The organism is Paracoccus tegillarcae, from assembly GCF_002847305.1.
Classification (GTDB): Bacteria; Pseudomonadota; Alphaproteobacteria; order Rhodobacterales; family Rhodobacteraceae; genus Paracoccus; species Paracoccus tegillarcae.
Genome location: NZ_CP025410.1, coordinates 42062 through 66106, shown reverse-complemented (window position 1 = coordinate 66106; position 24045 = coordinate 42062). Strand labels below are relative to the sequence as shown.

Genomic DNA, 24045 nt, shown 5'->3' with positions numbered 1-24045 from the left:
CCATAAGAGCCGGGGCACCGATACCACAAAAACAACGTCGCAAACAAGGATATGAACCATGAAACAGAGTGCTATCGACAAGGCCCCGATCCAGTATTTCCCGCTGGATCGCCTCTATGTCTCGCCCATGAACCCACGCACCCGCACCGGCAGCGATTGGGATGGCCTGCGGCTGCTGGCCGAAAGCATCAAGGTTGCGGGGCTGATCCAGAACCTTGCCGGTCATCTGGACGAGGACGGCAAGGTCGGCATCGTCGCCGGTGGCCGTCGCCTGCTGGCGATGACGGAACTGCCGGCCGAGGACATGGCCGCTATCGGTCTGGCTGAAATCCCGGTGCGGATCGCCCCTGATGAAGCTACCGCACGGGCATGGGCCAGCATCGAAAACACCGCCCGCGAAGCCCTGCACCCCGCCGACGAAATTCGCGCCTATGGCCGGATGGCGGACAGCGGCAGCACCGTCCCGGCCATCGCCCGCGTGTTCGGTCAGACCGAAAAGCACGTCTATCGCCGCCTTGCCCTTGCAGCCCTGCCGGTTCCGGTGCTGGACGCGCTGAAAGCCGGTGAAATCACCCTTGGTGCAGCGGAATGCTTCACCGTGGCCCAAAGCGAAGCCCTTGCGCTCGACGTGCTGGACCGGGTGCGCGGCGAAGATTATTCCGTGGCGCGGCTGAAACAGATGTTGCAGCCCGACACCATCGGCAAATCTGATCGCCGTGTCGCCTATGTGGGGCTGGACGCCTATGAGGGCGCGGGCGGCCATTTGACCCGCGATCTGTTCGCGGATCAGGTCTTTCTGGCCGATGCCGAGTTGCTGGACCGCCTCTTTGCCGAAAAGCTTGCCATGGACGCCGAATTGCTCGGTCATGGCTGGAAATGGGTCGAGACGACCGGCGACCAGTATATCGCCTATGAGGTCACGTCGAAACTGGACCGCATCTATCGCGTCGAGGGCGATCTGACAGAGGAACAGGCCGCCCGCTATGACGAACTGGCGGAACTGGCGGAGGGGGACGTGCTGGATGAAGCAGGTCAGGCTGAACTGGACGCGCTGGAAGCGATCAATGCGGGTGATTTCACCGCCTCGCAGCGCGATCATGCCGGGTTGTTCATCTTTGTGGACCGCGCAGGGCAATTGACCGTGCAAGCTGCCTATGTCCGCCCCGAGGATCGCGAAGCCGCCATCGCGGCGGAGGTTCTGACCGGCCACGCGGCATCGCGCGGACAGACCGGAAGCACCGATGCCGCGCCGAAATCGCCCATCAGCAATGCCTTGCGCGACGATCTGAACCGGGTTGCCGCCGGTGCGCGTCAACATGCTGTCTTGCGCGATCCTGACCTGCTGATCGCCCTTCTGGCCTATCAGTTGAGCCATGATCTGCACTGGCAGAAGCCGTTCGGGCTTTCGACCGAGGACGTGCCGAACTGGCCGACAACGGCAGCGGAAGGCTATGCGCTGGATGATCGTCTGACCAACGGTACCCCGCCCGACATGTATGGCAAAGACTTGGCCAAATCCTTCCGCGCCTTCCGCAAGAAGGGCGAGGATCACGTTCGCGGCGAGTTGGCCCGGTTCCTTGCGGCCCAATATCGCGGCGGTTCCGACGAACTGCGCGCACTGGTCGACAAGGACGCCAAACCCGCGATCCGCGAGGTCTGGACCCCCACGGCAGCGAATTTCTTCAGCCGTGTCGGAGGCCCCTACCTCAACGAGTTGTGGCGCGATCTGCTGGACCTGAAAGACGCGCACCCGACCGCCACCACCTTCGCCAAGCTGAAAAAGGGCGAGAAGGCCGAGAAGCTGGAAAAGCTGTTTGCGGACCCATCCACCCGAAAGGCCCACGGACTGACCGAGGCACAGGAAGCCCGGATCGCCGCGTGGGTGCCCGAGGGGATGGAGTGACCGAAGCGGGGCGCGCGCAAGTCGCGCGCCCCGTCCTTCATGGAGGATCGATCTATGACCATCCGTCCCGATGGCGCTGGCTGGATCATCGACCTACACGGGCGCGAACGGGATTAGACCCAGAACAGTGCGCCCGCTGACCCCTTTCCTTCTGCGACGAAGGTTCAACTGGCCCCGCGCGCGTCGCGGGGTCTTTTTTTGTCGCGCGGTCGGCGGGTTGCCCTGGCCGGCCCCGGCTATGGGCCGGGGACAGGCCAGGCCCGTGCGCTTCGCGCCGAGCCGCGCCTATGGGCGCGGCGGATCAGTCCTTGCCCTCGGATCGTCGTCCTCGATCAAGCACAGCAGTCCATCAGCCAGCGGGCGTTGAAGCTCCGGTGCCGGGATGCCGTCCATCCAGGCGCGCCATTCCTCCGGTTCCGTGAGAATGACCGGCATGGCCTTCGGGTGAACAGGCTTAACCTCTGCGTTCGGGTCACAGGTCAGGAAGGCATAGAGATCGTCCATCGTTTCGCCGTCCTTCACCTTGCGAACCGAGGTCCAGTCCCTGACCTCGATTCCGGCGAAGAACATCGGTCTTTCATCCGCCAGGGCAAACCACTGGTTGCCCCGGCCCTTGCCAGCCGGTTCGGCAAAAGCCGTCACCGGCACCAGACAGCGATGATCGCGGCCGAGCCACCGCCGCCAATGAGCCGATCCGAGATTGCGCACATTCGTCACGCCGGGATCCCGTTCGGTTTTCAGGGCGAATTTGGGCGATGGCAGTCCCCACCGGCTCTGCACCAGCTCCAAAGCCCCATCGCCATGCCGCACGATGGCCCCCATCTGGTCGGGGTAAACCCGACCAGGCTTCAGGTTGCCGGCCCGGTCTGCCAGGCCGTCGAACATGCGGCGCATCGCCTCTTGCGTCGTCGTGTTGCTGTAAAGATTACACATCGACTAAGCCCTTTCGTCGCGCCAGATCCATTTCGTGATCTTCCGGACTGGTCGCCTGACGGTCAAGCCAGCGGCGATTTCCGAGGCTGCCGGAATGCTCCAGCGCATCTGCATATAGTCTATCGTCCGGCAATTTGAGCAGGGCCAGATCGGCTTGTGCGCCTCGTGAAACTTGCCCTCTAGGACGCGATCCAGATCCTCGGCCCAAAACACCACCTGCCGCCGGCAGCAATTGCAGCGCATCGTGATCAGCATCTGGTCGCGGGCGCAGTCGCTGATCGATCGATTGGCAAACTTGTTGGAGGACGGAACCGCGGGCATGGTCGGAACATATAGAGAACACGCTTGGCCGGTCAATTGGTGTCCATTACGCCAAAGGCCAGCCGGTCTTCGCCTGTCAGCGGCACCAGAACTCGCGACCGTGCGGCCAGTGTCGGGCAAGGCCCTCGCGGATGAGAATGTCGCCAATATCCGTTCCGCCGGAGTAGATCGAAATCAGACCGCGCCCGTATTTGCCGCGCGTGCCGTGATCGGCGATGCTGATATTGCCCGCGTTCAGCAGCTCGACAACGCGCCGCGTTGCGCGGCGTCCCAAATCGACCTCTGCCTGTCCGCCGCAAATATTCGTGGTTGTTTCCGGCGCGTCATAGCCAGCCATTCTGTATTTTGTGCCGTCCAACCACACCGTATCACCGTCGACAACGCAGGTGTGCCGGTTCGGCCCGTCGCAGACGCCGATCGACAACGCCGGCGTTCCAGCAACAGCGATTATCGCGGCAAGGAGAAGATGTTTCATGAAATCCTGTTTGTCTTGATGGTCGCTGTTGCCGGGCGGCGCGGGCCTCAGTTCTTTGACCCTCGCAAACGGTCTATCGTCTCTGCCGTCAATTCCCTGGCCTGGTCCGCCATGGCCTGATGGTCGATCAGCTCGACAAGCGCCGCATAGGCTTCGATCCGTAGCCAGCCTGCCGCCTCGGCCCGATCAACCAAAGCCATCAAGCCAGCTTCCAGGGCTTCCTGGCAATCAAGATCGCGATCCGCATAAGGCCCGAGCTTGCGCGGGCCGCGAAGCCTGTCTTCTGCCTCATCGCGGCCCGTCATTGAGCCGCACCGGCTGACGTTCCGCGCCACAATTCGACGCCTTGTGGCGTCCGAACCGCGGCGACCGTGATATGGGGCGCAACGGGCGTCTGCGCGAGCGTCACCAGCGCGTAAAGAACGCGCTGGCCCTCGCCCGCCGCAAGTTCGATTTCTGCGCCGTCGGCGGTTTCCAGGATCAACCGCCCTTCCATCGGCAAAGCCATCATCGTTACCCCAGATCCGTCTGCTTGAAGTCGTTGCCCTTATAGAGCAACGGCACATGATACGCTTTCGCACAGGCATAGGCGAAACAATCGCCCATATTCAGCTTCGCCGGGTGGCCCGCTACCTTGCCATAGGTAAGTGCGGCGCTTCGCGCCGCCTGCCCGATGCTTTCCGTGATGTGAACCTCGCGCGCTCCGGCTTCCGCCAGCAGCGCGCTAACCAGCTCGCCTGCCGCCATGTGATCATCGGTCGCCATATGTTCGTCGCCACGCTTTTGCGCCATCTGGACGGCCAGCGAAATCACCGCCTCGAAGCGCGAGATCGGTGAAACGAAGACCTTGCCCCTCGCGGCATCAAGCGCGGCCACGAAGCCTGCGGCTTCCGGCTCACCCTTGATGATCGCGACCATGGCCGAGGCATCGACAAACATCAAAGACCCCCGGACAGATCGTCCATCAGCGGCTTGTCGTCAAAACCATCCGGGCCGAGGCCGCGCTGACGCGCGGCGCGCTGGATCGCAGAGACCCGCTGAGACAGGGTTTTTACGCTCGTCTGCTTGTCGATGGCATCTTCCAATGCCATCCTGACCGCAGCCGTCTTGTTCTGGCCAGTCAGGCCGGCCAGCTTCACGGCCAGATCGTTCACCGTCTCGTCTCGAACATATAGCGGCATTGTATATCTCTCAGAGAATATTCAGGATATGCAATAATGTATATCCCTTGCGCTGTACAAGCAAGATGTGCGTTCATCTGCAGTCGAGCCACGGAATAACCAGGAACCGATCATGACTTACACCACCACTTTCTATGTCATCTGCGTCGGCGGCCTCGCCGGCGTCAGCTATCTTTGCAGCCTCATCCTGAAACGGCGCGCTGATGCCATACGCCAGCACCCGATGTTTAAGGAAGATCCCGTGCGTCAGCACAATCACGCAGAAACCCTGAATCGCGAACTGACCCTGAAACGGACCGCCATCGGCCTCGTGGCGGTCTGCGTATTCGCCCTGCTGGTCCGCCTCTGGATCTGAAGGCCAGGCCGCTTGGACTTTTGACCTCTAAGACCGAACAATGAGCTATTGAGTACCAAGCAGTTAGCGGCCACGCCGGCGTCTGTTTTCGGGACCGTTGCGTTTTGCAATGGCTTATTCGCCCGATTGATAGGGTGACGAATAGGGTCGAAAAGTGGTTTCCGGGCGTCTGCCCGCAAGCGGGCACCGCGCGCTAGTCCGTCCGTCCCGGCCGGACCCGAGCCTGTTGGGGCGATGCGCCTGGCTGCGGCCGGCGCCTGTCCGTCTCGTACCGAGCCAGCCATTCACCTGCCGGTCCTTGGCGCCCTGCCCCGCCCGTCTCGGCCCATTCGGGTCACGCCCGCTGACGCGGGCTGGCCTTCAGCCGTCACGTTCCAACCGGATCATGGGGCAGCTTTCGCCTACACTTCCAATCCCGATCGGTCAGTTCGGAGGGGCCAAAACTCGACAGAGGGAACTCATCTGACTGACGGCGGGCGGCATGAGCAGCGCCGGCTGCATTGCGGTTGAACCGGATACAGGCGCCCGGTCCCGTTCTTACCGTCCTTCTCGCGCACGGTTACGCAGTCGCTTGCTGTCGTGGCCAACCCCGTCCTTTCCTGCGAAGGCGTTTCTCATCGATGAAATATGACAGGGCAGCGCGCCGGACGGACTGCGGCCTTCAACGACGAATTTCCCCTGGCCTACGGCCATTCCTCGCGAGGCAAATTCGCCATTGACCGGCGCTCTTCCTGCCCCGTCCCAGAAATTTCATCGAAACGCCAAGCAGGAAAGGAAAACCAAATGGCCAACGAAAGCATGAAGCTCCGCGTGAAAACCGGCGAGAAAGACGGCAAGAACTTCTGGGACAGCTGCGGTGTCCTCTTCATCAACCGCAACGCCGCCGGCGAGATCACCTCCATCCAGGTCCGCCACAACATGTTCCCCGGCGTCGATATGGTCGCCTTCCCGAAACGGGACGACGACCAGGAGTGAACGGCAGGGGCGGCGAAAGCCGCCCCTTTGCCGTTCCATCCAGTCGCTCACGCGACGGCCTGCGGCCAGCAAGATCGGTGGCGGCCCGCGCCAGGGCGCAGGCCATGACAGCCGGGGGATTCGGGCAAAGCCGAACGCCCCGGCTTTTTCTTGGGCCGCGTGGCCGCGGCCGCCTTGGGAACCGCCGGTTCCCCCGTTCAAGGGCGCGGTCGCTTCACGCGGCGAGGGGTGTCCCCAGCCTTCCTTCGCCTTCGGCTCTGTGCAGGCCGGGTGATCCCCCTCCCCTCGCCCCTACGACCGACCCTTGATCGGGTCCCCCTCCTGCCCTCGGCGGGAGCCAGGCTTTCAGGAGAGGCGCGCGTTCCGCGTCCTCTTCTGAAAACCCGGCCCATTATGGGCACCCCGACCACGGCAAAAACCAAGGCGGGACCGTCGCAAAAAGGAGGCCACAAATGGCTGAATACCGCTTGGGATCGTCATCCCTCGTTCACACCCCCGGCCTGATCGCATGGGCGATCAATGGCTATCATTTCGAGGACGACCGCCCGCAGCTGCTGGACGTGATCGCCGCGACCTATCCCGGCGTGCCGCGTGAGGCATTGGAACAGGTGCTGCTGCGTAAGATCGACTATCGCGTCGAAGGCGAAACTGTCGTGATCACGGTGGAGGCCGATCATGCCCGCGCGTGAAGCCCATCAGCCCATCACCATCAACTGCCCGCATTGCGGAGGTGAGAGCATTCTGGCCGACGCTTGCGCCCGCTGGAACGTTGAGACGCAAGAGTGGGAATTGTCCACCGTCTATGACGACAAGACCTGCGCCGATTGCGGCATCGAGGTCAGCGCCGAAGAGCGCTCCGTGCAGGAGGGCGCATGATGGCCCAATTCGATGTTTACCAGCATGTCACCGACCAGATCATTGCCAGCATCGAGGCTGGCACCCCGGTCTGGCAAAAGCCGTGGACCGGCGATCAGGGCGGCATCCCCTTTCCCCGCCGCAGCAACGGCGAACCTTATCGCGGTATCAACATCCTGATGCTATGGGCGCAGGCCGCTGAACAGGGTTATCGCAGCGCCCATTGGTTCACCTACCGGCAAGCACAAGAGGCTGGCGCACAGGTCCGCAAGGGCGAGAAATCCGCCACCGTCGTCAAATACGGCACCGTTGAAAAGGCCGATGCCGAGACCGGTGAGGAAAAGACCATCGGCTATGCCAAAGCCTATCGTGTCTTCAATGCCGATCAGATCGACGGATTGCCCGAGGAATTTCAGGGCAAGCCCGTTGAAGCCCCGCGCGAGTTTGGCACCGAAACCGACCCGGCACTTGAGGCCTTCTTTGATGCAACCGGCATCGCGCGGCGCAGCACCGAGCGGCCGGAAGCCTTCTATGATGTGGCAGGCGATTTCATCCATATGCCGTTGGTCGCGACGTTTCATGATGCCACTGGATATTATGCCACGCTGGCCCATGAAGCCTGTCACGCCACTGGCGCCGTGCATCGGCTGGACCGTTTCAGCCGGTTCAATGGGCGCACGGACCGCGCATTTGAGGAACTTGTGGCGGAGATCGGCAGCGCCATGGTCTGCGCGCAGATCGGCGTGACGCCGGATTTCGGGCAGACAGCAGCTTATGTCGAAAGCTGGTTGCGCGCCCTGAAAGACGACAAGCGGATGATTTTCAAGGCCGCAACCGAGGCCCAGAAAGCTGCCGACTGGCTGATAAGAACCACCCCCGCCGGGATGATCGACGAACAGGCCGCCGCATGAGCGGCCCCACCCCCCTGAGCGTCATGTCCTGCCGCAAATGCGGCAGGCTCAACCCTTGGGCCTATTTCGCGCCGGTGATCGATCCCTATCTGCCCATTGGCACCTGCATCTGCCTGTCCTGCGCCGAGGCGCGCGGCTGGCTCGATCGGGACGGCAACCTGAAACCCGGCATCACCCTTTGAAAGAGGACCGCCATGCACAGCTTTTCCGCCTATTGCCGCCTGAATGTCCCGATCAGCGCCAGTGACCGCAGCGTGATCCGCGCGGCCTCGCAGAAGATCAACCCGCCGGCCCGGTTCGATCCGGCCCGGCGCGGTGATCGGCACACGTATTTCCGGGCCATGCTCGACCATCATCACGACGCGCGCGACCTGGCCGCGCATCATCGGATGTAAGGGCGCAGTGATGTTCTATGAACTGCGCGATCATCCCGACGACCTGCCGATCCGCTGCGAGACGCTGACCGAGGCGCGCAAGCGCGCCCGGCAACGCGTAGAACGCTTTGGCATGGAAGTTCTGATTTATGAGGTTTGCTCGTTCGAGGGCGAAAAACTGGTGGAGGCCGTCAGCTGATGCCCCCGCGCAAATACACCGATGACCAACTCACCGAAGCGGCGGACCTGCGCGAAATCGGCCTGTCTCACGCCGCCATTGCCTGCCGGCTCGACATGTCGGTTGGTGCCGTCAGCTGGCATTGCCTGCGCCTCGGCGCCGACAGCCCGAACACGCGCGGGAAGATGCCGGTCTCGCGCGGCCCGATGGTCTGCACCCGCAGCGGCTACAATGTGCGCAAGTTCACCGCTGCGGAAGACGCCACAATCCTGGCAATGGATCTGGCCGGCGCGACCACCGCTACCATCGCCCGCGCCCTTGGCCGGCCCTGGAACTCGACGCGCGGGCGGCAGATGACGCTGGCGCGTCACGCCGCCCGCCGCGAAGAGGCCGGTGATGACGATGCTTGACGCTCTGCCTGATCCAAGACCCGCTGCCGGGCCGAGACTGGCCGGCAGGGTCGCCGCGATGCACCGCATTTCCGAGGCCGTTGCCGCCAGTGACGAAGACGATGCCCGCGCCATTCTCGGCCTCATTCTCGAAGACCTGGGCGCCGGCGAACCGGCGCCCGGTTTCGAGGACGTCGAGATCGAGGCCGAGAATTGGGCCGCGCTGGCAGCCTATGACGAGCTGCGCGCGTATTTCTTCGCCATCGGTGAACGACTGAAGCACCAGATGCTCGGAAAGCGCGGCCAGATGCGGCTTGCCAGCCGCCTCATGGCTGGCCTCTCCGCCGATGATCGTGCAACCGTGCTGACAAGTCTGGACCTCACGGAACCCGTTGCCCCGCGCCCATCGCGCGCAAGTGAAAGGCCGAGTGATGACTTATAAGGATATTCCCGATCCGCGCCACCGCCTGCCCGGGCGGCGCCTGTCCGAAACGCACAAGATCGAGACGCCCGAGGGCCACAGCGTTCACCTGACCATCGGCTACGATCCGGCCGAACCCGACCGGCCGCGCGAAATCTTCTATTCCGCTGGCTTCAAATCTGGCTCGCAGCTGGAATTTCAGGTGCAGGATGCCTGCGTGCTGATCTCGCTCTTGCTGCAACATGGCCATCGCCCCGAGGCCATCGCGAAGTCGCTCGCGCGGACCGAGACGCCAACCGGCGGCATGGCCTCTGCCAGCATCATCGGTCTGATCGCCGAACGACTTTGCCACGCGGCCGCAGAGGACGGTTGACCAGTACCGATCGCATTGCACCGGGTCTCAGAGCTGCGCCGTCCAGAACCGATAGCGCCGCCCGCCGGTGATTTCCCGCACAAGGCCGAGATCCTGAAGTTTTGCTACCAGCCTGACGGTGGTGTCGCGGCTTAATCCTGTCTCGCGTTCCAGATCCATCGCCGACAGAACCGGCGCCGCCACCAGCGCCGCGATCACCTTGCCCGCATTCGCGCCCTTGAAGCTGGCAGCACTCCGCTGCGCCTGATCGGCCCAGGCCGACACGGCGCGCACCAGATGCGCCGCGTCCAAGCAGCCCTGCGAAATGGCCCTGTACCAGCTCGCCAAAAACAGATCGGGTTTCCCGCCGGTCATCCAGACAGCACGCCCGGCCTGGCCCATGGGCACGAAGACCATATCCGCAGTGCCATCGGCCAGCCGGCGCGCGGCCCAAACCGCCGATTCCAGCTGATGCCCATCCGGCGACAGATCGGTGAGCCGCCAGAGCCGCAGCCCATGGGCGGCGCGCGTGATCGCATGGCGTCCCTCAACCTCCGCCAACCCCGCCGCGAAGCCCTCGGCCTCGTCTTCGAAACTTTTCCCGATCAGTCGCAGCAGATCGCTGTCGCCCCGTCCCTGCCCCGCCCGGTGCAGCCCCAGAAAGTCCCGCAGATCGTCCAGGCGCCCCCTGCCCTGCAAGCGTCCGATGGCCCACCGCGCTTGGGACAGCGCCTCCAGATCGACTTTTGCCGGGGCATCGGCCAGGTCGCGGATCAATACCTCCTGCGCGATCGGCGTGCCTGCGGCCCAGAGCATCGCCTCGACCTCTGTCAGCGCCAGCCGCGGGATCATCCCGGCGCGCAGGGTCTCGTCCAGTCCGGCCAGCAGCCCGTCCAACCGACCGATCGCCATGGCGGCGTTCGCCAGTGCGTCCGCGCATTCTTTCTCGGCAGCACGCCACGCTGCCGGATCGAGCAAAACGCGCCGATCCGCGCGCGGCAGCGGCGGAAAGGCCGGATCGTCAACCTCCGGCGGATCGAACCAGTATTCCTCTAGATCGCTCATATCTGCAGAATAGATCATATATGCGGATCACTGAAGCATCTTTGTTTTCACGCATTTACTATCGATAATATCCCATTATCGACAGTCTTGACGGCGGCCCGATTGTCGCGCAAAAATCTCGCCCATGGCGCTTCAGATCGCATCCCCATTCCTGACCCCGGCCGACCAGGACGCCCTGGCCGAGCTGTTCCGGCGCGGCACGGCCGAAAACACGCTCAGGGCTTATGAGCAGGACCTGCGCTATATCATGGCCTGGAAAGCCGCCGCCTTCGGCACCGGTCTCAGCTGGCCCGAGGATGAGGCCGTGGCGCTGCGTTTCATCCTCGATCACGCCCAGGATCTCCGCAACGCCACGGGCCCGGCCCGCGCTGCGGCCGAGTCCCTGGTCGCGGCCGGGCTCCGGCGCGACCTGGCCACCCCTGCCCCGTCGACGCTCGATCGCCGCATTGCCAGCTGGCGGGCCTTCCACAGGATGAAGAACCTCGTCTCGCCCTTCGACGCGCCTCTGGTGAAGGAAGCCCGTGCCAAGGCGCGGCGGGCCGCTGCGCGACCCCGCCAGCCGAAATCCATGAACCCGATCACCCGCGATCCGCTGCGCGCCATGCTTGCGACCTGCGGTCCGGCACGGCGCGACAGTCGCGACCGCGCCGCCCTCATCCTGGCCTGGGCCAGCGGTGGCCGCCGGCGGTCGGAAGTCACCGCCCTCAACGTGGATGATATCGACGCTCGGCCGATGGACGAGCGCGGGTTGATCCGTGTCCGGCTGCTGAAGACCAAGACCACCGGCGCCGAGGCCTCCCCGCGCCTGCCGCTGAAGGGCGCGGCGGCCCGCGCCGTCCTCGACTGGATCGATCACGCCGGTCTCACCGAAGGCCCGCTCTTCCGCCCTGTCAGTCTGGCGGACCGCGTTCTTCCCCGGCGGCTGTCGCCGGGCGGATTGCGCGAGATTTTCCGTCATCGTCTGGTGCTGGCCGGCTATCCGCCCGACTTCGCAAGCCCGCATGGGCTGCGGTCGGGCTTTCTGACCCAGGCCGCCCTCGATGGCACGCCACTGGCCGCTGCAATGCAGCTGTCGCTTCATCGCAGCGCCGCTCAGGCCCAAGCCTATTACGCGGACGTGGAGATCGAGGAGAACCCGGCGACCGACCTTTGGCGCTGATGGTTCAGCCAGCAACCTGCCTGGTTTCGCCTCGCGCCAACTCGGCGATCACCGTCTGCCGCTCCGCCGGGGTCATTCCGGCCAGCATCACCTGGATCATGCGCTTTCGGCCATTGATGCCCAACGGATATCGGACCAGCCGACTGCCCGTCGCGATGAAGTAGGCGCGCAGTTGGTCGAAGGACGCCAGGCCGGCCCAGAACTCCGCATCGCTCTGCACTTCGATCAGCTCGGTTTGCGGATCATCGCCCCGCAATTCCTCCAGGAAGATCGACAGAACGATTTCCGCGTCTTCCGGGGCGCAGGCGCGGATCGCATCAACCAATTCCGCCACCCGGTTCAGGCGCGCTGCGTCGTGAAGCCGCGCCTGGTTTTGCTTTTCTGCAGTCGTCATGGGGCACCCCTTTGCCAATTGGAGCGCCCGATTGGGACAGCCCCGAAAACATTCGTTTTCGGGGCCTGGCCGTCGCCGAGACCGGGGGTAGCAGAGGCGGGAAAAATCGACAGGGGTGGTGCGGCCCGCAGGCGAAGCCGAGGACACGGCGCTGTCGATTTTTATCGCCGGCGCGGGGGGCGGAGCCCCTTAGCTCTTGGTGAGCACCATAGGGGGCGTTCGGCTTGCCGAATCCCCCCGGCCCTGCATCATTGACCTTTGCCGGTAAGCCAGGCATCGAAATGAGGCAAGAACTGCGCCCGCGCCCATCGTGATAGCGGTCCAGTCAGAGTTAGCGTCGGCGGAAGTCTGGAGCCTAGTATCCGGCAGATTTTAAATAGTCATCCACCATGGGACTCGCCTTTTGGCGTACCCATCGGGAAAGTGACGAAGAAATACCGGTGATACCTTCTGGGTCTAACTCTGTCGTCAAGCGCGCATGTGCTTCTGGGGTAAGCAGAATGCGACATGACAACCGGGCACCTGCTGCACCGATATTTTCATGAGGAACGTCGGAGTGCCTCACGCCTTGTTCCATCATCTCGATGATTTTTGTTCGGTTCGCTTCCCAGGCCTTTGTCAAAATGGTTCCTGCCGAGCAGCGGGCCTTTTCTGCCCAAACTGCCGCCCTCTTCGTCAGATCGGCCGACCAATAGAAAGCAAGTCTCACCTCGATAGGTGACGCCTTCTCTTGTCCGCCCTTTTCAACGGTTGCTCTGGCGGAAGCCTTCGGCCGCCCGGTGTCCGTGTTTGGTCCATTTGCGGGCGGACGGCTTCCCATCGGCTTAAAACGGTCCGGCACAAGATCAGTCGGCTCACCGACAGAGCGCGGGATTGGGTCAAGCTGAAGTTCTGTTGGCGGCCCATCTGTGGTTTTACGAGTTGGAAGAAAATCTTCAGATGGCATTTCCAGCTTTGCAGCAAATCTCTCGTCTCTTGCTGAAAACGTGCTCTTCTTTTTCATGCGAGCCATTATTCGTTCTCTTTGATGATTTCATCGAAGCGGCGTAGGAGTTCGGTCATTTCATCAAGTGCGTCCTTGATATGTTCGGCGTTTGCCCGATTGCGCATGTTGCTGATAACATCGCCAAGAACCCCGTTGCCCATCCTGAGATACGCGTTCCTGTATTGAACGAACTCGTCAAGTACCGGCAACTTTGACATTGCCTCCTGAAGGATCTCGCGCTCAAAGACGGAGATTTGCGCCGGTATGCGACTACCCAATACAAAAAATGGCGCGATGTTCTCGGGGTTATCTACTCGCTTCCTGAGATTGATGTACCATTGACCAGTGGCTAGAGTTTCCGCCAGATCATCTTCGCTCAACATCATAGGCACGATGATCAGGTGTGACAGGTCTGCGATGAGATCCTGAGCCTTTGGCGCTGCGCCGCCCCCAAAGGTATCAATCAGAATCAGATGATCCTCTTGGGGCTGAGCAAAGATTGCTTCAACTCCCCGCTCAACCTTCTTGGCATCCAGGGTGGTGATCAGGTTGACCATTTCGTTCCAGTCACCCGCTTCCTGAGAGCGCTGCTTCCAAGCAGACAGACTTTCGCTCCCATCGGTATCGAAAATCGTGACCTTGTTTCCTGTTGCGACCGCAGCGGAAGCAAGCCCGCGGATGAGCGTTGTTTTCCCACAGCCGCCCTTGCGGTTCATTGCTGTGATGACTCTGGTTCCGGTCTTCATGATGCAGGTTGCTCTGGTTGATGGGGCTCGAAGGCCAGCTTATCGACAAATGCCCCATGACGCAAGGCGACGGACAACTGCCTATTGCCACATGACAAAGGACATAGGACAAACGACATAGGACAAAAGACGATAGGCATATGACGCATGCCCGATGACGATTCGCAAATGACGTATGACATTAGGCAAATGCCGAATGACAAAAGCCGATAGACGTATGACCAGCGCCGAACGGCGATTGCCGAACGACAAATGGCTAAAGGCGAAAGACAAATGACGAAGCCAAGCGAGGAAATGTTACAAGAGTGAGGTGTCTGGCTTGCGACAAATGACGCATGACAAATGCCAAACGACAAATTTAAGGTTCGACGGTTCCGGCAGAGCTAAGCGTTGGTGTCGGCGCCGGGATGGGCATGGCTACGCCAGTAGAGCCACTACAAGCCGCCCTACGGCGCGTGATGGGCAATCTGCACCCATTGGCGCCTCGGGTTCAGATGGCCTCTCTGGGGCAAAATTGAGGGGTCTACGATCCCAACAGCAGTATCGATCCCGCTCGGCCATTGCTTCGCTTCTCTCAGCAATACCCGGCCTCTCAACCTACGCAAGCGTTGACGGTTGAGGCGGTATCTGGCACAAATAGGACATGGCAGGAAATGCATAATGTTAACTAAACTTGATTGACCGCGATGAACCGCTCACGTCTCACCCCAGATCAACGAAAAACGTTAGTTCGCCGCCTCAAGGCTGGAGAAGCGGCTTCGGTGCTTGCCCGAGAGTTTGAGGTGACGCGATCGGCCGTCAGTCAGATCAAAACACGCGAGATGGGAAGCTCCACAGCGAGCACGACGACCGGAAAGACTGTCGGTATAAGGCTGTCGAAAACCGAGATTGCGGCTTTGGAGAGGCTGAAGGATCGTCGTGGTTACGCCACTAATTCCGATGCGCTGCGGTCGCTTTTGCGTCTCGCGGTCGGGCTTCTGGAGTTTGAACCGGAGGAAGCGCGTGCTCTGGCGGGCATCCAAACCGAGCTTCACAAGATCGGAGTCAACATCAACCAGATTGCCCTGGCGGCAAACCGGGGCAAGACGGACCTGCTTCAGAATCAGTGGCGCGAGATCAATGAACTGCGCCGCGTGCTACCGGAGACACGGAATTTTCTGAAGACGGTGGTGGACGAACAACGCCGGAAAGGCGTTCGTCTCTATGAAAAATACAGCGGGGCAGATCATGTCTAGCTCGATTGCCCGCGACCTGATCGGTGAGATTGAATTCCGCCGAAATCTGGCAGGGGCGGCCCGTTCGCTGACTGATACGGCAAGGCAATCCTTTAATCGGTTCGGTTTCAGCGCGAAGGCCCGCAACCTGTGGCGGATGGCGCAAGGATCGAACTCAGTTGTGCTGAAGAAGATCTCGCGCGGCGGAACGCATTCGGCCAAGCAGCTCGGCATGCAGATGGATTACCTCTTCGGGAAATCGACTTCGCTTTTCGGGAATATGATCGAACACGATCCTGACGGACGCTCGCTCAGCCGCGAAGAGCGCAAGGAAATCGTGGAGATGTGGAGCGACGGATGGAGTGGAGCCCCGAAGAACGGTCAGACGACCCATCTGCTGCTGTCCTTCCCGGCTGATCTGTCGCCGAAAAAGGCGAAGCTGATCGCCGAGGCCTGGGCCTCGGAGATGTTCCAGTCGGGCATACATGCCGAGGACGAGTGGGCCTATGTCGCGGCGCTACACACCGACCGCGCAAATCCGCATGTCCATATTGTCGTGAACAATCGCGGTATCGCTAACAGGACATGGTTTTTCATGGCGAAATCCCATGTCTTCAATCTCGGCATGATGAAGGAACGAATTGTCGAGATCGCGGCGGAGGACGGTGTTCAGCTCGATGCGACGTCGCGGCTTGAGCGCGGCATCTTGAGTTATGGACCATCGCGCGCCGAGATCGAGGGCGCGAAGCGTGAGCACCGCCCGGTTCGTGAGCGCATGCGCGAGGGCAGGGCGCTTGCAGATGCTCTGGCCGAGATCGCTGTCACAGCCACGCTGTCCCGCAGTCTGGCGGGCATTGCCGACCAAGTATTACAGGCCGAGATCGCGGCCAATCTTACCAAAGCAGCTTCGGTCCTTGAGCGCGGCGGAATCATTTTACCCAAAGATATGGAGATCACGATGCAATCAGATGCCGTAACGACCCGCTCCGATCTACGTCAGGAATTTGCAGGATGGTTTGAAAACGCTGAAGATCTTGTGGCCGCGAAGCCCGCGCATGAAAGAAATGATGTGCGCCGTGAGCTTTATGAGATCAGCGGAAATGTTCTGGAGGCACTTGGTGACGAGCGGGGCGCCGCGCTGATGCGGCGCGGCGCGAGGGCTGCAATCTACCAGACGCGCTTGGATACAGACCAGATTAACCGGGAGGGAAGGTCGGTTGAAATCAGTCCGATCGCATCCGGCGAAATGCGGCGCGACGTTCAGGCAGAGGGTGCGAAGATCGGCATCCGTCCCGAGATCATCGCTGCGCGCCTGGACACCGGGGCAGGGAACGCCTGGCAGGAACGGGAATGGATGAAGGCCGATCTATTGGCCGTTGCCGAGGCAAAGCGGCTCGATCTGACCCGTGAGAAGGACCGCAGCTTGGCGGCCGAGCTGGTCGATGGCTTTTATTCCAGCGCGGCGGCGGTGCTGGATAGGGTCTTGGAGCGGGAGCAGCACAACAGCAACGACCGTCTGACCCGCACGCTGTCCAGTATGGCGCAAGGGGCATCGCAGGGGCAGGATCTTCAATTCGGTCATGAGGAACAGGCCGAGCGGTTCACCAACGATCTGAAAGAACGCTATGGCGACGACGTGGTTCGCCGTATCGCGCAAGGCGATGACCGCGCTTTGGCTGTGGACTTCCCCGATGCCGACAGGCGCCGTGACGTTGCGCTGTCGATCATGTCGGCCGCCAAGAACCATCAGAGCCTTGGGATTACCCTACGCGAAGCCGAAGAGGCAGAAGTGCGGCTTAAAGAACGCGATACGCCATCTCACGATCAATCGCAGGATCGCGACGACGGCTGGAGCATCTGATCCAAGGTATCGGAGACATGCAAAAAGCGCGGGGACGACCCCGCGCTTTTTTATTCTTTTACTCAGTCAGCTGTTCGTCAACCTGTTTTAAGTCTGTGGGTTTTCGTGAAAGCGGCCATCTGCTTTCGGGCGGCTTCCAGTGGCAAACCAAAATCGTTGAGAGATACCGATGTTTTTTCCTTTTGGGAGCCAAAATTCATCTCTTGCTGCCCATCATCTCGATTATTGTCCGAATTATCACTTTCTTGAACTAAATCTGCGGCTGCCTCTGCAATTGCCTCCATCTGTTCGGTCTTCCGAGGCTCTTCAGGCGTAACGCTTGCGCCTACTGGCACGACGGGTCCATTCGGTTGCGGCTCTGTAGGCGCGGCGGCATCGGGTTCCGAACCCTTCTGATCGCCACCGGTTTTCTTGTCGTAATCGATCTTCCGGACCTTCGAGAGTTCCGTCACCTGGCCGATCAGGGCCTGAACCTGTTCGCTCAGCATGCCGATTTCGCGATGCGCCTGCGACGGATAGGGCAGGGGGCCTGACTGTGCCGCCATGATCTTCTGGAAATACGGATCCTGGTAATAGACGATGCGCTGCGCCAGAATGGGTTGCTGGCGCTCGGGGATCAGGATCACCTGGTTGCGGTCGAGCTTGGTGATTTCATCCGGCGACAGCAGGGGTCGCTCTTCATTTCGCCGCGAGATCGTGCGGCGCAGAAGCCCGGTTTTATCCGGCGCATAGCTGTCGCTGAGCGAGAGCCTGGTTGTCTTGCCAAGCGATTCCGACACTTCCTGCGCCGTCATCTTGTCGTTTGCCGCAAGATAGAGCTTCATCCCGCAGGCCGCTTCGATCGACAGCCGGTCTTCCTTGCCATAGATCTTTTCGAGGCCGGGGATCGACTGCGTAATGATGGAAACCCGCGCGCCGTGACCGGCCAGCTGTTTCAGCGCCTGCACCACGATTTTCATGTGGCCCAGCTGGTCAAACTCGTCGAGTACCAACTTGACGGGCCAGGGCTCGCGTTCGGGATCGGGCATGGTTGCGCGCAGGGTCGCGATCAGCTCGCCGAAGAACAGCCGGATCAGCGGGGCAAGTGTCTGGATCGAATCCGAATTGACGACCAGATAGACGGACATGGGCTGCCGGCGGAGATCAGCGAAGGAAAAATCATTGCCCCCGGTCGCAAAATCCACCGCCGGGTTGTTCCACAGCGCCATGCCAGCGCCGCCAAGGACAGAGGCATGGGAGGACAGGACCTTGCCGTCATAAGCGGTGAATTTGCGGAAGGTCTCGGCCGCATTGGGGTGTTTGACCTCGATCGCATGACTGGCATAGGCGGCCTGCGATGCGCCCTGGCCAAAGAGGATGCGGTTGATTTCACCGATGGTCGGCCGACCGCGCTCGATGGCCAGCAGCCCCGCCGCGACGAAGAGCTGCCGGCCTTCCGAGAGGAAGTCACTAGCATTGCCCTTCTCCGATACGGTCAGGAAATAGTCTGCGATCTTTGCCAGTTCCGTATAGCGTTCAGCGGGATGCATGATCCTCGCCACCCGTTCCAGCGGGTTATAGCGATGGCTGGAATGCTCGAAGTCGAAGGGGGCGAAGCGGAACACCTCATCGCCCATCGAGACACGATGTCGGGACGTCGCCTCGAAGATCTCGCCCTTCACATCGAGGACCACGACGGAGCCGGGGAACAGGAGGACGTTCGGGTTGACATAACCCACGCCCTTGCCGGCGCGGGTGGGCGCGACCACGAGGCAGTGCGGGAACTTGTCATAGACTGCCGAGATAAACCGACCGGAGAGGAAGCGACGGCCGATCAGGCCAAGGCGGTAGATCTTCCCATAGACAAGGCCGCTGCCCACGGGCTTCAGAAGATCGTTGCGGCGCATTTCCCTCCGGCTCTGGAAATGTGCCTGACCATATTGGGTTAGCTGATGCCCGAAGCTGATGACCAGCGCCGCGAGACCGAAGGCCAGGGACACGGCGATCATAATGCCATAGGCAAAGCGCCAGGGATTGTCCTGTGCGGCCTGGTAACCGGGATAGTCGGTCAGGAGCACGAAGGGATTGGCGCTGTTCACGTCGAGGCCCAGATGCCAGGCGAGCCAGATCCCGCCAACCATGGCGCCGAGGACCGCGCCGCAAATGAGACCGAAGGGAACGGCGAGCAGGGTGCGGTTCATGGCGTCCCCCTCACAGATCAAGATCGGGACCGCTATCGCGGTCGAGGGCGTTGGTCTGAACCTGCACAGGTTCCTGCACCGGATCGCGCAGAACGGCATGGCCTTCAGCCACCATCCGGACGGCTGCACCCACCAGTTGAAGCCGGCTGCGGTCGGTCACATCCTGCGCAAGGTCGGAACTGTCACCGGCGCGCAGGCGCTCGATGATGCCATCACCGTATCTGGCTTCGAGATCCGACCAGAAGGCTTCGGCCATCTTTGCCGTGCGAAATTCAGGACGCTCGCCCGCTGCAACCGCATCGGCCATATCGGAGAAGGCCGTGGTGATGCGGGATGCACGGGCATCCGTCATCCCCGCCTCACGCTGTTCGCCCTCTGAATGAACGGGATCGTTGCCGGGATCGACATAAGGTCTGCCATGGACATAGAGGACGCGCTCGCCCCGCGCCTCGGCTTCGCGGCCCGCAGCCACGGCTTCCTCTTGCCGGCGAAGCAGATCAGCTTGGGGATCTTCCTGGGCCTGCTGTTCGCCATCACCGAAAATCGGATGTTCAGAAAGCGGTATCGCGGAGGTCTTCACCCAATCGTTGAAGTTGACCGCCAGATGAGCCTCATCATAGGCCTCGCTTACGCCGGCATAGGCGGCAAGCCGATCTTCGTGGACATTCAGATCAAGTTTGTTGCTCTCGGCCCAGGCCAGCACATCGGCCGAGACCTTTGCCTCCAGTTTCGCTCTGTCGGTCCAATCCGCGCTGTCCCAATCCGAGGTTACGGTCGGATCGATGCCTTCATTCCGCATTTCCTCTTCGCGTTCGGCGACAGGCAATTCACCGAGGCGGGATAAAGCGTCCATCGCCTCGGCCCGGGCCGCGTCGACGAGTTCGCGGCGTCCGGTCGCCTCGGCCAGCGCGGCGGCGCGCTGAACCTCGCGGTTTTGGGTATAATCGGGACGCATGATGCTCTGAACCGCATCCATCGCGCGCAAAAGCATGTTCGGGCGTTCTTCAGCCATTGTCAGTCCTCCATGGTTCAGTCGCCAGGCCAGCCGATGCGTTCGGCTGTGATCGTGAATTTTTCAGGGTCGAGGTCTTTACGCGTCTTCGAGGGCGGGCATCCAGATTTCCATGACGCCGCGCCGGTCGCCCGAGCGGCCCACCTGGATCACCACATCGATGGCGTTGCGGACATAGCGGTGGATCTCGGCATAGGTCATGCCGAGGCCGCCCTTCGAGACCATGAAGGCCAGACGATCCAGCGCCTTGCGGGCCGAATGGGCATGGATCGTCGTGAACGAGCCTTCATGGCCGGTGTTGATCGCCTCCAGGAAGGTGATCGCCTCGATGCCGCGCAGCTCACCGACGATGATGCGGTCAGGACGCAGGCGAAGGGTGGCTTCCAGCAGCTTGTCGGCCGAGCGGGGCGAGGTCTCCTTGCGATCGGCAATCAGGTTCACGACATTCGGCAGGTCGGGCAGAAGCTCGTTGGCATCCTGAATCAGCGCCAGCCGCTGATCCGGCTCGACCATCCAGAGCAGGCGACGGGACAGTTCGGTCTTGCCGCCCGAGGTGATCCCGGAGATCAGCACATTCAGGCGCTGGCCGACCACTTCGCGACAAAAGGCATCGAGTTCGTCTTCAGACCCTAACCTGAGTCCGGCCTTCAGCCGCCCCAGAATGTCGGCCCGTTCATCCTCAAGAGAGCGTCCGACATCGCGCAACAGGCCGAAGCGATGCGGCTCAGACCCTGACGCGCGGGCGCGAAACACACGCATGGAAATCACCGTCCCACTGGCCGAGGCCGGCGGGACGATGGCCTGACAGCGCAGGTTGATCCCCTCGAAGGCAACAGAGGCCGAGATCATCGGCGCCATATCCGAGAGGGCGAGGCTTTGATCATTGGCGATCTGCATGGCAAGATCGCGGGCGTAGAGCGGATCAAGACCCGGAACACGGGCTTCCGTCATCACGGCCTCGCCCGCCCGTTCGGTCCAGATGCGTCCGTCGCCGTTGAACGACACCTCGATCATCGTGGGATCGCGCAACAGGTTCCCGATCCTGCCCAATTTGCTGTGAAGATAGCCGGTCATAGCATCTCCACATCGGCATTGACCTGCACCATGACGACCGCACCCTGGTCGATGCTGATCGTGGTCGGGATATCGAGATAGCCCTGGATCACCTCGCCCAGGGCCGATGTCGTGTTCTGCGCCACGTCCGAGGCGGCATCGGTCAGGGCATCATTGCGGTTGCCGGCGTTGTCCGTCTCGCGTTCCAGTGCGGCGGTGACAATGGCGGGAATGCCGCCGATCACCGAGACCGCCGCCGCACCGGCAAAGCGAGCGAGGGTATGGTTGCGCACCTTGCCTGTCAGCCCGGAACGCCCGATCCGGTCTGTGCCATAAGCAGCGAGTTCCGCCGATTGTCCATCGGGCGTCACCACGCGGTCCCAGGCCACCAGCACACGACGCTGACCGCGATCGATGTCCGAGCTGTAGCGGCCAAAGAGCTTCGAGCCGCGCGGGATGACGATATTGGCCATGTCCATCGAGAACACGTCATAGCTGACCGTGGCGATGACATTGCCCTCTAGGCTCGACTGGATGGCGGTCTGAAGCGTTGCCTCGATCAGCGTGCCCTGGACAACGGTATGAGACGGGTTGGCGATGATTTCGGCCTGGGTCACGCTCGCGCGGGTCGCGCCCGCGCGAACGAATGCCTCATCGCCTTCATATCGCTGGCCCGTGCCGCCTTCGCCAGCACCGCCTTCTGAGCCGCCGCCGGCGCGATATGCCACCATGGGCGAAGCATTCTGGGCGGCGCGCTGCGCCTCGGCCGCGGCGCGGCGCGCTTCGAATTCGGCCAGCCGCCGCGCTTCTTCATCGCCCGCCGTGTCCGTTGGCAGGCCCAGGAGGCTGTTGCTTTCGAGCTGCGTTTGCAGCCGGAGGTTTTCCCGTTCCAGTTCGGCATAGGCAGTCTCCCGATCAGCGGCCTCGGCCTTGAGGCTGTCCATTTCGGCCTGAAGGGCGGCAAGTTCCGCCGGCGTGCCGGCGGCCTCGTTCCTCAGCACCTCCATTTGCGCCTGAAGCTCGGCCAACTCGGCCCGGAGCTGTTCGGCTTCGGGATCGCTTGCCGGCGCTGCCGGTTCCGGTTCGGTCTGCGGCATGTCCACGGCGGGCTGCGCACGCGGCACCCGCGTCGTGAAGCCGGCCAGGCCCACATCTTCCTGAAACTCGGCAGCATCGGAGGTCCGCACCGCCGGTTGTTCCTCCTCGGCGGCCGGGATGGAGGCGACATAACCGCCAATCCCGAGGCCTGCGGCCAGGACGGCGGCATAGGGACCATAGGATTTCAGGAGCGAGGGCTTCGGGGGTGGTTTCCTGAGCCCGGTCAGGCGATCCTGCACCTTCTGTTCAGATGTCTCGGTCATGTTCACTTCCCTTCAATGCAGGCGTGATCGTCGCCGTAGCGCAGGACCCATCGCTCGGACCGGCCCGAGGCCACGATCACCGAGCCTTTCATGGTGCTGTTGACGGCGTATTCGAGCCCCTTGCTGTCCACCCGGAAGACGGTCGGAGTGGGGGCGCCGGACGGGATCTGGAAATAGGTTTTCGCGCCATCGTCGGAGATCCCGATGGGGGCGAAACCCGCGCCGCTGGTCCTGCTGACGATCCGATAGCGCATCGGGGTCAGCGGCGCTTCAGCCAGAGGCCGGATGGTCGGACCGGCCGATGCGGACCGCCCGCTGCCCGGCACCGTGAACTTGACCGACCAGGACGGTTTCCCACCCTCGACCACGTTCAGGAAATAGAAGCGCCGGTTCGTCTCAACCGTCACGTTGGTCGATGCGCCGTCGATCACCGGCTTGATGGTGAAAACATTGTTGCCTTCCAGCTTCTCGACCTGAAAGCTTTCGGTGTCGCCGGCGGCGATCGAGCGGATGGTTTCGCCCTCGCCCAGCTCGATCATGGTGATGTTGCGCACCCGCGTCGGCACGGTATAGACCTGCCCGTCCTGCCAGGTGGCATAGGTGATCCGGCCATCGCGTGAGCCGGATCGCGGGCTCGCTTCGGCATAAGCGAGGGCTGGCAGGGTCATGGCGGCAACAGCCGCGGCGATCAGCGTCCTGGTCATTCCTGTTCCTCCAGAGATTCTGCGGTGATGCGGTAATCGGTGACGACGAAACCGAGTGGGTTTTCCCAGACCAGCTCGACCGCGCTTTCGGTCGAGGGCTGGAACGCGTAGGTGACGGTGGCATAGAACTTGCCGACCCGATCATCCTCGCCGGTCTGCGAGAAGGTCTTGGTGAAGCGCACGGTGGCGGTGTTTTCGCCGACCTCGCTGATGCTCAGCACCTTGATGGCGACCTTGCCCGAGGCTCCATAGAGCGTCGGGGGATAATATGGATTGCCGGGGTTCCAGAGGCTGCGCAGCTTGTCCTGTTCCAGGAGGCTGGACATGCGGAACACCTTCAGCAGGCGGTTCTCGTTGTCATTCTCGTCATAGGTCTCGCGATCCATGACGTAATTGAAGATCAGCCCCTGGCGGACGGCTTCGGCCTCGTTCATGGACGCAGGCTGGACCTCGACAATCCGGCTCGCCATGCCGGTGTCCTTGTCGACCATCACCACGAAGGCTTCCATTTCCTTCAGCGGCAGGACCGCCAGCAGCGCAGCAACGCTGCCGGTCGCGATCGCCAGCCCGAATGCCAGGGCGATGAAGCCCCTGCGTTCGCGGCGTTTTCCTTCGAGAAAGAGCTCGCTTTCGAGAATCGTTCTCTGTTCAGACACCTGGTCTGTCATGGCATTACCTCAGAATTGAA

Annotated in this window: 32 protein-coding genes; 15 read left to right on the top strand and 17 right to left on the bottom strand. The window is 61.9% G+C overall.

What is annotated here, in order from left to right; translation table 11 throughout:
- Positions 1-58: 58 nt before the first annotated feature.
- On the top strand, positions 59-1903 hold the full coding sequence (locus CUV01_RS19360; protein ID WP_101462388.1) for a ParB/RepB/Spo0J family partition protein: 1845 nt from the start codon (positions 59-61) through the stop codon (positions 1901-1903).
- Between the two features lie 285 nt (positions 1904-2188).
- Here CUV01_RS19360 and CUV01_RS19355 read toward each other — a convergent pair whose 3' ends face one another.
- The 7 genes from CUV01_RS19355 to CUV01_RS19325 form a co-directional block, all read right to left on the bottom strand.
- Positions 2189-2836 (bottom strand): SOS response-associated peptidase, encoded by a 648-nt coding sequence (locus CUV01_RS19355; protein WP_101462387.1) that lies wholly within the window; start codon positions 2834-2836, stop codon positions 2189-2191.
- Between the two features lie 3 nt (positions 2837-2839).
- Positions 2840-3157, bottom strand: coding sequence for a hypothetical protein (locus CUV01_RS19350; RefSeq protein ID WP_101462323.1), 318 nt, complete (start codon positions 3155-3157; stop codon positions 2840-2842).
- A gap of 76 nt (positions 3158-3233) precedes the next feature.
- The gene (locus CUV01_RS19345) at positions 3234-3632 is read right to left on the bottom strand and encodes a thermonuclease family protein (protein ID WP_101462322.1); all 399 of its coding nucleotides are present in this window, start codon (positions 3630-3632) and stop codon (positions 3234-3236) included.
- Positions 3633-3679: 47 nt separating this feature from the next.
- Positions 3680-3832, bottom strand: coding sequence for a hypothetical protein (locus tag CUV01_RS19970; RefSeq protein WP_198731950.1), 153 nt, complete (start codon positions 3830-3832; stop codon positions 3680-3682).
- Between the two features lie 101 nt (positions 3833-3933).
- A complete protein-coding gene (locus tag CUV01_RS19335; RefSeq protein ID WP_101462386.1) occupies positions 3934-4143 on the bottom strand; it encodes a hypothetical protein in 210 nt (69 codons plus the stop codon).
- 2 nt (positions 4144-4145) lie between these two features.
- Complete coding sequence (locus tag CUV01_RS19330; RefSeq protein ID WP_101462385.1) at positions 4146-4571, bottom strand: type II toxin-antitoxin system VapC family toxin; 426 nt, start codon at positions 4569-4571, stop codon at positions 4146-4148.
- Positions 4571-4813, bottom strand: a complete 243-nt coding sequence (locus CUV01_RS19325; RefSeq protein ID WP_101462384.1) for a type II toxin-antitoxin system VapB family antitoxin — start codon at positions 4811-4813, stop codon at positions 4571-4573. The genes CUV01_RS19330 and CUV01_RS19325 overlap by 1 nt, the downstream gene beginning before the upstream one ends.
- Before the next feature lie 112 nt (positions 4814-4925).
- Here CUV01_RS19325 and CUV01_RS19320 point away from each other — a divergent pair, with 112 nt between their 5' ends.
- The 11 genes from CUV01_RS19320 to CUV01_RS19275 all read left to right on the top strand — a co-directional run bounded on the left by CUV01_RS19320 (position 4926) and on the right by CUV01_RS19275 (position 9644).
- Positions 4926-5168 carry a hypothetical protein gene (locus tag CUV01_RS19320; protein WP_101462383.1) on the top strand — a complete coding sequence of 81 codons (243 nt, stop codon included), beginning with the start codon at positions 4926-4928 and terminating at the stop codon, positions 5166-5168.
- Positions 5169-5951: 783 nt separating this feature from the next.
- Positions 5952-6143, top strand: coding sequence for a hypothetical protein (locus CUV01_RS19835; RefSeq protein ID WP_101462296.1), 192 nt, complete (start codon positions 5952-5954; stop codon positions 6141-6143).
- 452 nt (positions 6144-6595) lie between these two features.
- Positions 6596-6832, top strand: a complete 237-nt coding sequence (locus CUV01_RS19310) for a hypothetical protein (RefSeq protein ID WP_101462381.1) — start codon at positions 6596-6598, stop codon at positions 6830-6832.
- The gene (locus tag CUV01_RS19305; protein WP_101462380.1) at positions 6819-7019 is read left to right on the top strand and encodes a hypothetical protein; all 201 of its coding nucleotides are present in this window, start codon (positions 6819-6821) and stop codon (positions 7017-7019) included. The genes CUV01_RS19310 and CUV01_RS19305 overlap by 14 nt, the downstream gene beginning before the upstream one ends.
- Positions 7016-7909, top strand: coding sequence for an ArdC family protein (locus CUV01_RS19300; RefSeq protein ID WP_101462379.1), 894 nt, complete (start codon positions 7016-7018; stop codon positions 7907-7909). Before CUV01_RS19305 ends, CUV01_RS19300 begins: the two co-directional genes overlap by 4 nt.
- Entirely contained in the window at positions 7906-8091 is a 186-nt protein-coding gene (locus tag CUV01_RS19295) for a hypothetical protein (RefSeq protein WP_101462378.1), read from the top strand. The genes CUV01_RS19300 and CUV01_RS19295 overlap by 4 nt, the downstream gene beginning before the upstream one ends.
- A gap of 12 nt (positions 8092-8103) precedes the next feature.
- Entirely contained in the window at positions 8104-8304 is a 201-nt protein-coding gene (locus tag CUV01_RS19290) for a hypothetical protein (RefSeq protein ID WP_101462318.1), read from the top strand.
- 10 nt (positions 8305-8314) lie between these two features.
- Positions 8315-8482: a hypothetical protein gene (locus CUV01_RS19830; RefSeq protein ID WP_157994930.1), complete on the top strand. Its 168-nt coding sequence runs from the start codon at positions 8315-8317 to the stop codon at positions 8480-8482.
- Positions 8482-8871 carry a hypothetical protein gene (locus CUV01_RS19285; RefSeq protein WP_101462377.1) on the top strand — a complete coding sequence of 130 codons (390 nt, stop codon included), beginning with the start codon at positions 8482-8484 and terminating at the stop codon, positions 8869-8871. The genes CUV01_RS19830 and CUV01_RS19285 overlap by 1 nt, the downstream gene beginning before the upstream one ends.
- 58 nt (positions 8872-8929) lie before the next feature.
- Positions 8930-9292: a hypothetical protein gene (locus CUV01_RS19280; protein ID WP_101462376.1), complete on the top strand. Its 363-nt coding sequence runs from the start codon at positions 8930-8932 to the stop codon at positions 9290-9292.
- A complete protein-coding gene (locus CUV01_RS19275; protein ID WP_101462375.1) occupies positions 9282-9644 on the top strand; it encodes a TSCPD domain-containing protein in 363 nt (120 codons plus the stop codon). Before CUV01_RS19280 ends, CUV01_RS19275 begins: the two co-directional genes overlap by 11 nt.
- Before the next feature lie 27 nt (positions 9645-9671).
- Here CUV01_RS19275 and CUV01_RS19270 read toward each other — a convergent pair whose 3' ends face one another.
- On the bottom strand, positions 9672-10706 hold the full coding sequence (locus CUV01_RS19270) for a MarR family transcriptional regulator (protein WP_101462374.1): 1035 nt from the start codon (positions 10704-10706) through the stop codon (positions 9672-9674).
- A gap of 106 nt (positions 10707-10812) precedes the next feature.
- Between CUV01_RS19270 and CUV01_RS19265 the strand changes: the two genes are divergently transcribed.
- Entirely contained in the window at positions 10813-11847 is a 1035-nt protein-coding gene (locus CUV01_RS19265; protein WP_101462373.1) for a tyrosine-type recombinase/integrase, read from the top strand.
- 4 nt (positions 11848-11851) lie between these two features.
- Here CUV01_RS19265 and CUV01_RS19260 read toward each other — a convergent pair whose 3' ends face one another.
- The 3 genes from CUV01_RS19260 to CUV01_RS19255 form a co-directional block, all read right to left on the bottom strand.
- Complete coding sequence (locus CUV01_RS19260; RefSeq protein WP_101462372.1) at positions 11852-12241, bottom strand: hypothetical protein; 390 nt, start codon at positions 12239-12241, stop codon at positions 11852-11854.
- Positions 12242-12596: 355 nt separating this feature from the next.
- Positions 12597-13244 (bottom strand): hypothetical protein, encoded by a 648-nt coding sequence (locus CUV01_RS19825; RefSeq protein ID WP_157994944.1) that lies wholly within the window; start codon positions 13242-13244, stop codon positions 12597-12599.
- A gap of 8 nt (positions 13245-13252) precedes the next feature.
- Complete coding sequence (locus CUV01_RS19255; protein ID WP_101462371.1) at positions 13253-13972, bottom strand: nucleotide-binding protein; 720 nt, start codon at positions 13970-13972, stop codon at positions 13253-13255.
- A 686-nt stretch (positions 13973-14658) separates the two neighbouring features.
- Here CUV01_RS19255 and mobC point away from each other — a divergent pair.
- Positions 14659-15207: a plasmid mobilization relaxosome protein MobC gene (gene mobC / locus CUV01_RS19250; RefSeq protein ID WP_157994943.1), complete on the top strand. Its 549-nt coding sequence runs from the start codon at positions 14659-14661 to the stop codon at positions 15205-15207.
- Positions 15176-17047: a relaxase/mobilization nuclease domain-containing protein gene (locus CUV01_RS19245; RefSeq protein WP_101462369.1), complete on the top strand. Its 1872-nt coding sequence runs from the start codon at positions 15176-15178 to the stop codon at positions 17045-17047. Before mobC ends, CUV01_RS19245 begins: the two co-directional genes overlap by 32 nt.
- A gap of 77 nt (positions 17048-17124) precedes the next feature.
- Here CUV01_RS19245 and CUV01_RS19240 read toward each other — a convergent pair whose 3' ends face one another.
- The 6 genes from CUV01_RS19240 to CUV01_RS19215 form a co-directional block, all read right to left on the bottom strand.
- Complete coding sequence (locus CUV01_RS19240) at positions 17125-19227, bottom strand: type IV secretory system conjugative DNA transfer family protein (protein WP_157994942.1); 2103 nt, start codon at positions 19225-19227, stop codon at positions 17125-17127.
- Between the two features lie 10 nt (positions 19228-19237).
- Positions 19238-20239 (bottom strand): hypothetical protein, encoded by a 1002-nt coding sequence (locus CUV01_RS19235; RefSeq protein WP_101462367.1) that lies wholly within the window; start codon positions 20237-20239, stop codon positions 19238-19240.
- A gap of 78 nt (positions 20240-20317) precedes the next feature.
- Positions 20318-21313 carry an ATPase, T2SS/T4P/T4SS family gene (locus tag CUV01_RS19230; RefSeq protein ID WP_101462366.1) on the bottom strand — a complete coding sequence of 332 codons (996 nt, stop codon included), beginning with the start codon at positions 21311-21313 and terminating at the stop codon, positions 20318-20320.
- Entirely contained in the window at positions 21310-22653 is a 1344-nt protein-coding gene (locus CUV01_RS19225; RefSeq protein WP_101462365.1) for a TraB/TrbI/VirB10 family type IV secretion system protein, read from the bottom strand. The genes CUV01_RS19230 and CUV01_RS19225 overlap by 4 nt, the downstream gene beginning before the upstream one ends.
- Positions 22654-22655: 2 nt before the next feature.
- Complete coding sequence (locus CUV01_RS19220) at positions 22656-23357, bottom strand: TrbG/VirB9 family P-type conjugative transfer protein (RefSeq protein ID WP_101462364.1); 702 nt, start codon at positions 23355-23357, stop codon at positions 22656-22658.
- Positions 23354-24025: a VirB8 family type IV secretion system protein gene (locus tag CUV01_RS19215; RefSeq protein WP_101462363.1), complete on the bottom strand. Its 672-nt coding sequence runs from the start codon at positions 24023-24025 to the stop codon at positions 23354-23356. Before CUV01_RS19215 ends, CUV01_RS19220 begins: the two co-directional genes overlap by 4 nt.
- Positions 24026-24045 lie beyond the last annotated feature (20 nt).

Bases quoted from the DNA above. Each gene is read 5' to 3' on its own strand.
- CUV01_RS19280 (WP_101462376.1), top strand. From the start codon at position 8,930: ATGCACCGCATTTCCGAGGCCGTTGCCGCCAGTGACGAAGACGATGCC.
- CUV01_RS19355 (WP_101462387.1), bottom strand. From the start codon at position 2,836: ATGTGTAATCTTTACAGCAACACGACGACGCAAGAGGCGATGCGCCGC.
- CUV01_RS19300 (WP_101462379.1), top strand. From the start codon at position 7,016: ATGATGGCCCAATTCGATGTTTACCAGCATGTCACCGACCAGATCATT.
- CUV01_RS19345 (WP_101462322.1), bottom strand. From the start codon at position 3,632: ATGAAACATCTTCTCCTTGCCGCGATAATCGCTGTTGCTGGAACGCCG.
- CUV01_RS19220 (WP_101462364.1), bottom strand. From the start codon at position 23,357: ATGACCAGGACGCTGATCGCCGCGGCTGTTGCCGCCATGACCCTGCCA.
- CUV01_RS19275 (WP_101462375.1), top strand. From the start codon at position 9,282: ATGACTTATAAGGATATTCCCGATCCGCGCCACCGCCTGCCCGGGCGG.
- CUV01_RS19215 (WP_101462363.1), bottom strand. From the start codon at position 24,025: ATGACAGACCAGGTGTCTGAACAGAGAACGATTCTCGAAAGCGAGCTC.
- CUV01_RS19290 (WP_101462318.1), top strand. From the start codon at position 8,104: ATGCACAGCTTTTCCGCCTATTGCCGCCTGAATGTCCCGATCAGCGCC.
- CUV01_RS19825 (WP_157994944.1), bottom strand. From the start codon at position 13,244: ATGAAAAAGAAGAGCACGTTTTCAGCAAGAGACGAGAGATTTGCTGCA.
- CUV01_RS19225 (WP_101462365.1), bottom strand. From the start codon at position 22,653: ATGACCGAGACATCTGAACAGAAGGTGCAGGATCGCCTGACCGGGCTC.
- CUV01_RS19310 (WP_101462381.1), top strand. From the start codon at position 6,596: ATGGCTGAATACCGCTTGGGATCGTCATCCCTCGTTCACACCCCCGGC.
- CUV01_RS19330 (WP_101462385.1), bottom strand. From the start codon at position 4,571: ATGTTTGTCGATGCCTCGGCCATGGTCGCGATCATCAAGGGTGAGCCG.
- CUV01_RS19335 (WP_101462386.1), bottom strand. From the start codon at position 4,143: ATGATGGCTTTGCCGATGGAAGGGCGGTTGATCCTGGAAACCGCCGAC.
- CUV01_RS19305 (WP_101462380.1), top strand. From the start codon at position 6,819: ATGCCCGCGCGTGAAGCCCATCAGCCCATCACCATCAACTGCCCGCAT.
- CUV01_RS19255 (WP_101462371.1), bottom strand. From the start codon at position 13,972: ATGAAGACCGGAACCAGAGTCATCACAGCAATGAACCGCAAGGGCGGC.
- CUV01_RS19240 (WP_157994942.1), bottom strand. From the start codon at position 19,227: ATGAACCGCACCCTGCTCGCCGTTCCCTTCGGTCTCATTTGCGGCGCG.
- CUV01_RS19245 (WP_101462369.1), top strand. From the start codon at position 15,176: ATGAAAAATACAGCGGGGCAGATCATGTCTAGCTCGATTGCCCGCGAC.
- CUV01_RS19970 (WP_198731950.1), bottom strand. From the start codon at position 3,832: ATGGCTTTGGTTGATCGGGCCGAGGCGGCAGGCTGGCTACGGATCGAA.
- CUV01_RS19830 (WP_157994930.1), top strand. From the start codon at position 8,315: ATGTTCTATGAACTGCGCGATCATCCCGACGACCTGCCGATCCGCTGC.
- CUV01_RS19230 (WP_101462366.1), bottom strand. From the start codon at position 21,313: ATGACCGGCTATCTTCACAGCAAATTGGGCAGGATCGGGAACCTGTTG.
- CUV01_RS19265 (WP_101462373.1), top strand. From the start codon at position 10,813: ATGGCGCTTCAGATCGCATCCCCATTCCTGACCCCGGCCGACCAGGAC.
- CUV01_RS19320 (WP_101462383.1), top strand. From the start codon at position 4,926: ATGACTTACACCACCACTTTCTATGTCATCTGCGTCGGCGGCCTCGCC.
- CUV01_RS19285 (WP_101462377.1), top strand. From the start codon at position 8,482: ATGCCCCCGCGCAAATACACCGATGACCAACTCACCGAAGCGGCGGAC.
- CUV01_RS19835 (WP_101462296.1), top strand. From the start codon at position 5,952: ATGGCCAACGAAAGCATGAAGCTCCGCGTGAAAACCGGCGAGAAAGAC.
- CUV01_RS19235 (WP_101462367.1), bottom strand. From the start codon at position 20,239: ATGGCTGAAGAACGCCCGAACATGCTTTTGCGCGCGATGGATGCGGTT.
- CUV01_RS19350 (WP_101462323.1), bottom strand. From the start codon at position 3,157: ATGCCCGCGGTTCCGTCCTCCAACAAGTTTGCCAATCGATCGATCAGC.
- CUV01_RS19270 (WP_101462374.1), bottom strand. From the start codon at position 10,706: ATGATCTATTCTGCAGATATGAGCGATCTAGAGGAATACTGGTTCGAT.
- CUV01_RS19360 (WP_101462388.1), top strand. From the start codon at position 59: ATGAAACAGAGTGCTATCGACAAGGCCCCGATCCAGTATTTCCCGCTG.
- mobC (WP_157994943.1), top strand. From the start codon at position 14,659: ATGAACCGCTCACGTCTCACCCCAGATCAACGAAAAACGTTAGTTCGC.
- CUV01_RS19260 (WP_101462372.1), bottom strand. From the start codon at position 12,241: ATGACGACTGCAGAAAAGCAAAACCAGGCGCGGCTTCACGACGCAGCG.
- CUV01_RS19295 (WP_101462378.1), top strand. From the start codon at position 7,906: ATGAGCGGCCCCACCCCCCTGAGCGTCATGTCCTGCCGCAAATGCGGC.
- CUV01_RS19325 (WP_101462384.1), bottom strand. From the start codon at position 4,813: ATGCCGCTATATGTTCGAGACGAGACGGTGAACGATCTGGCCGTGAAG.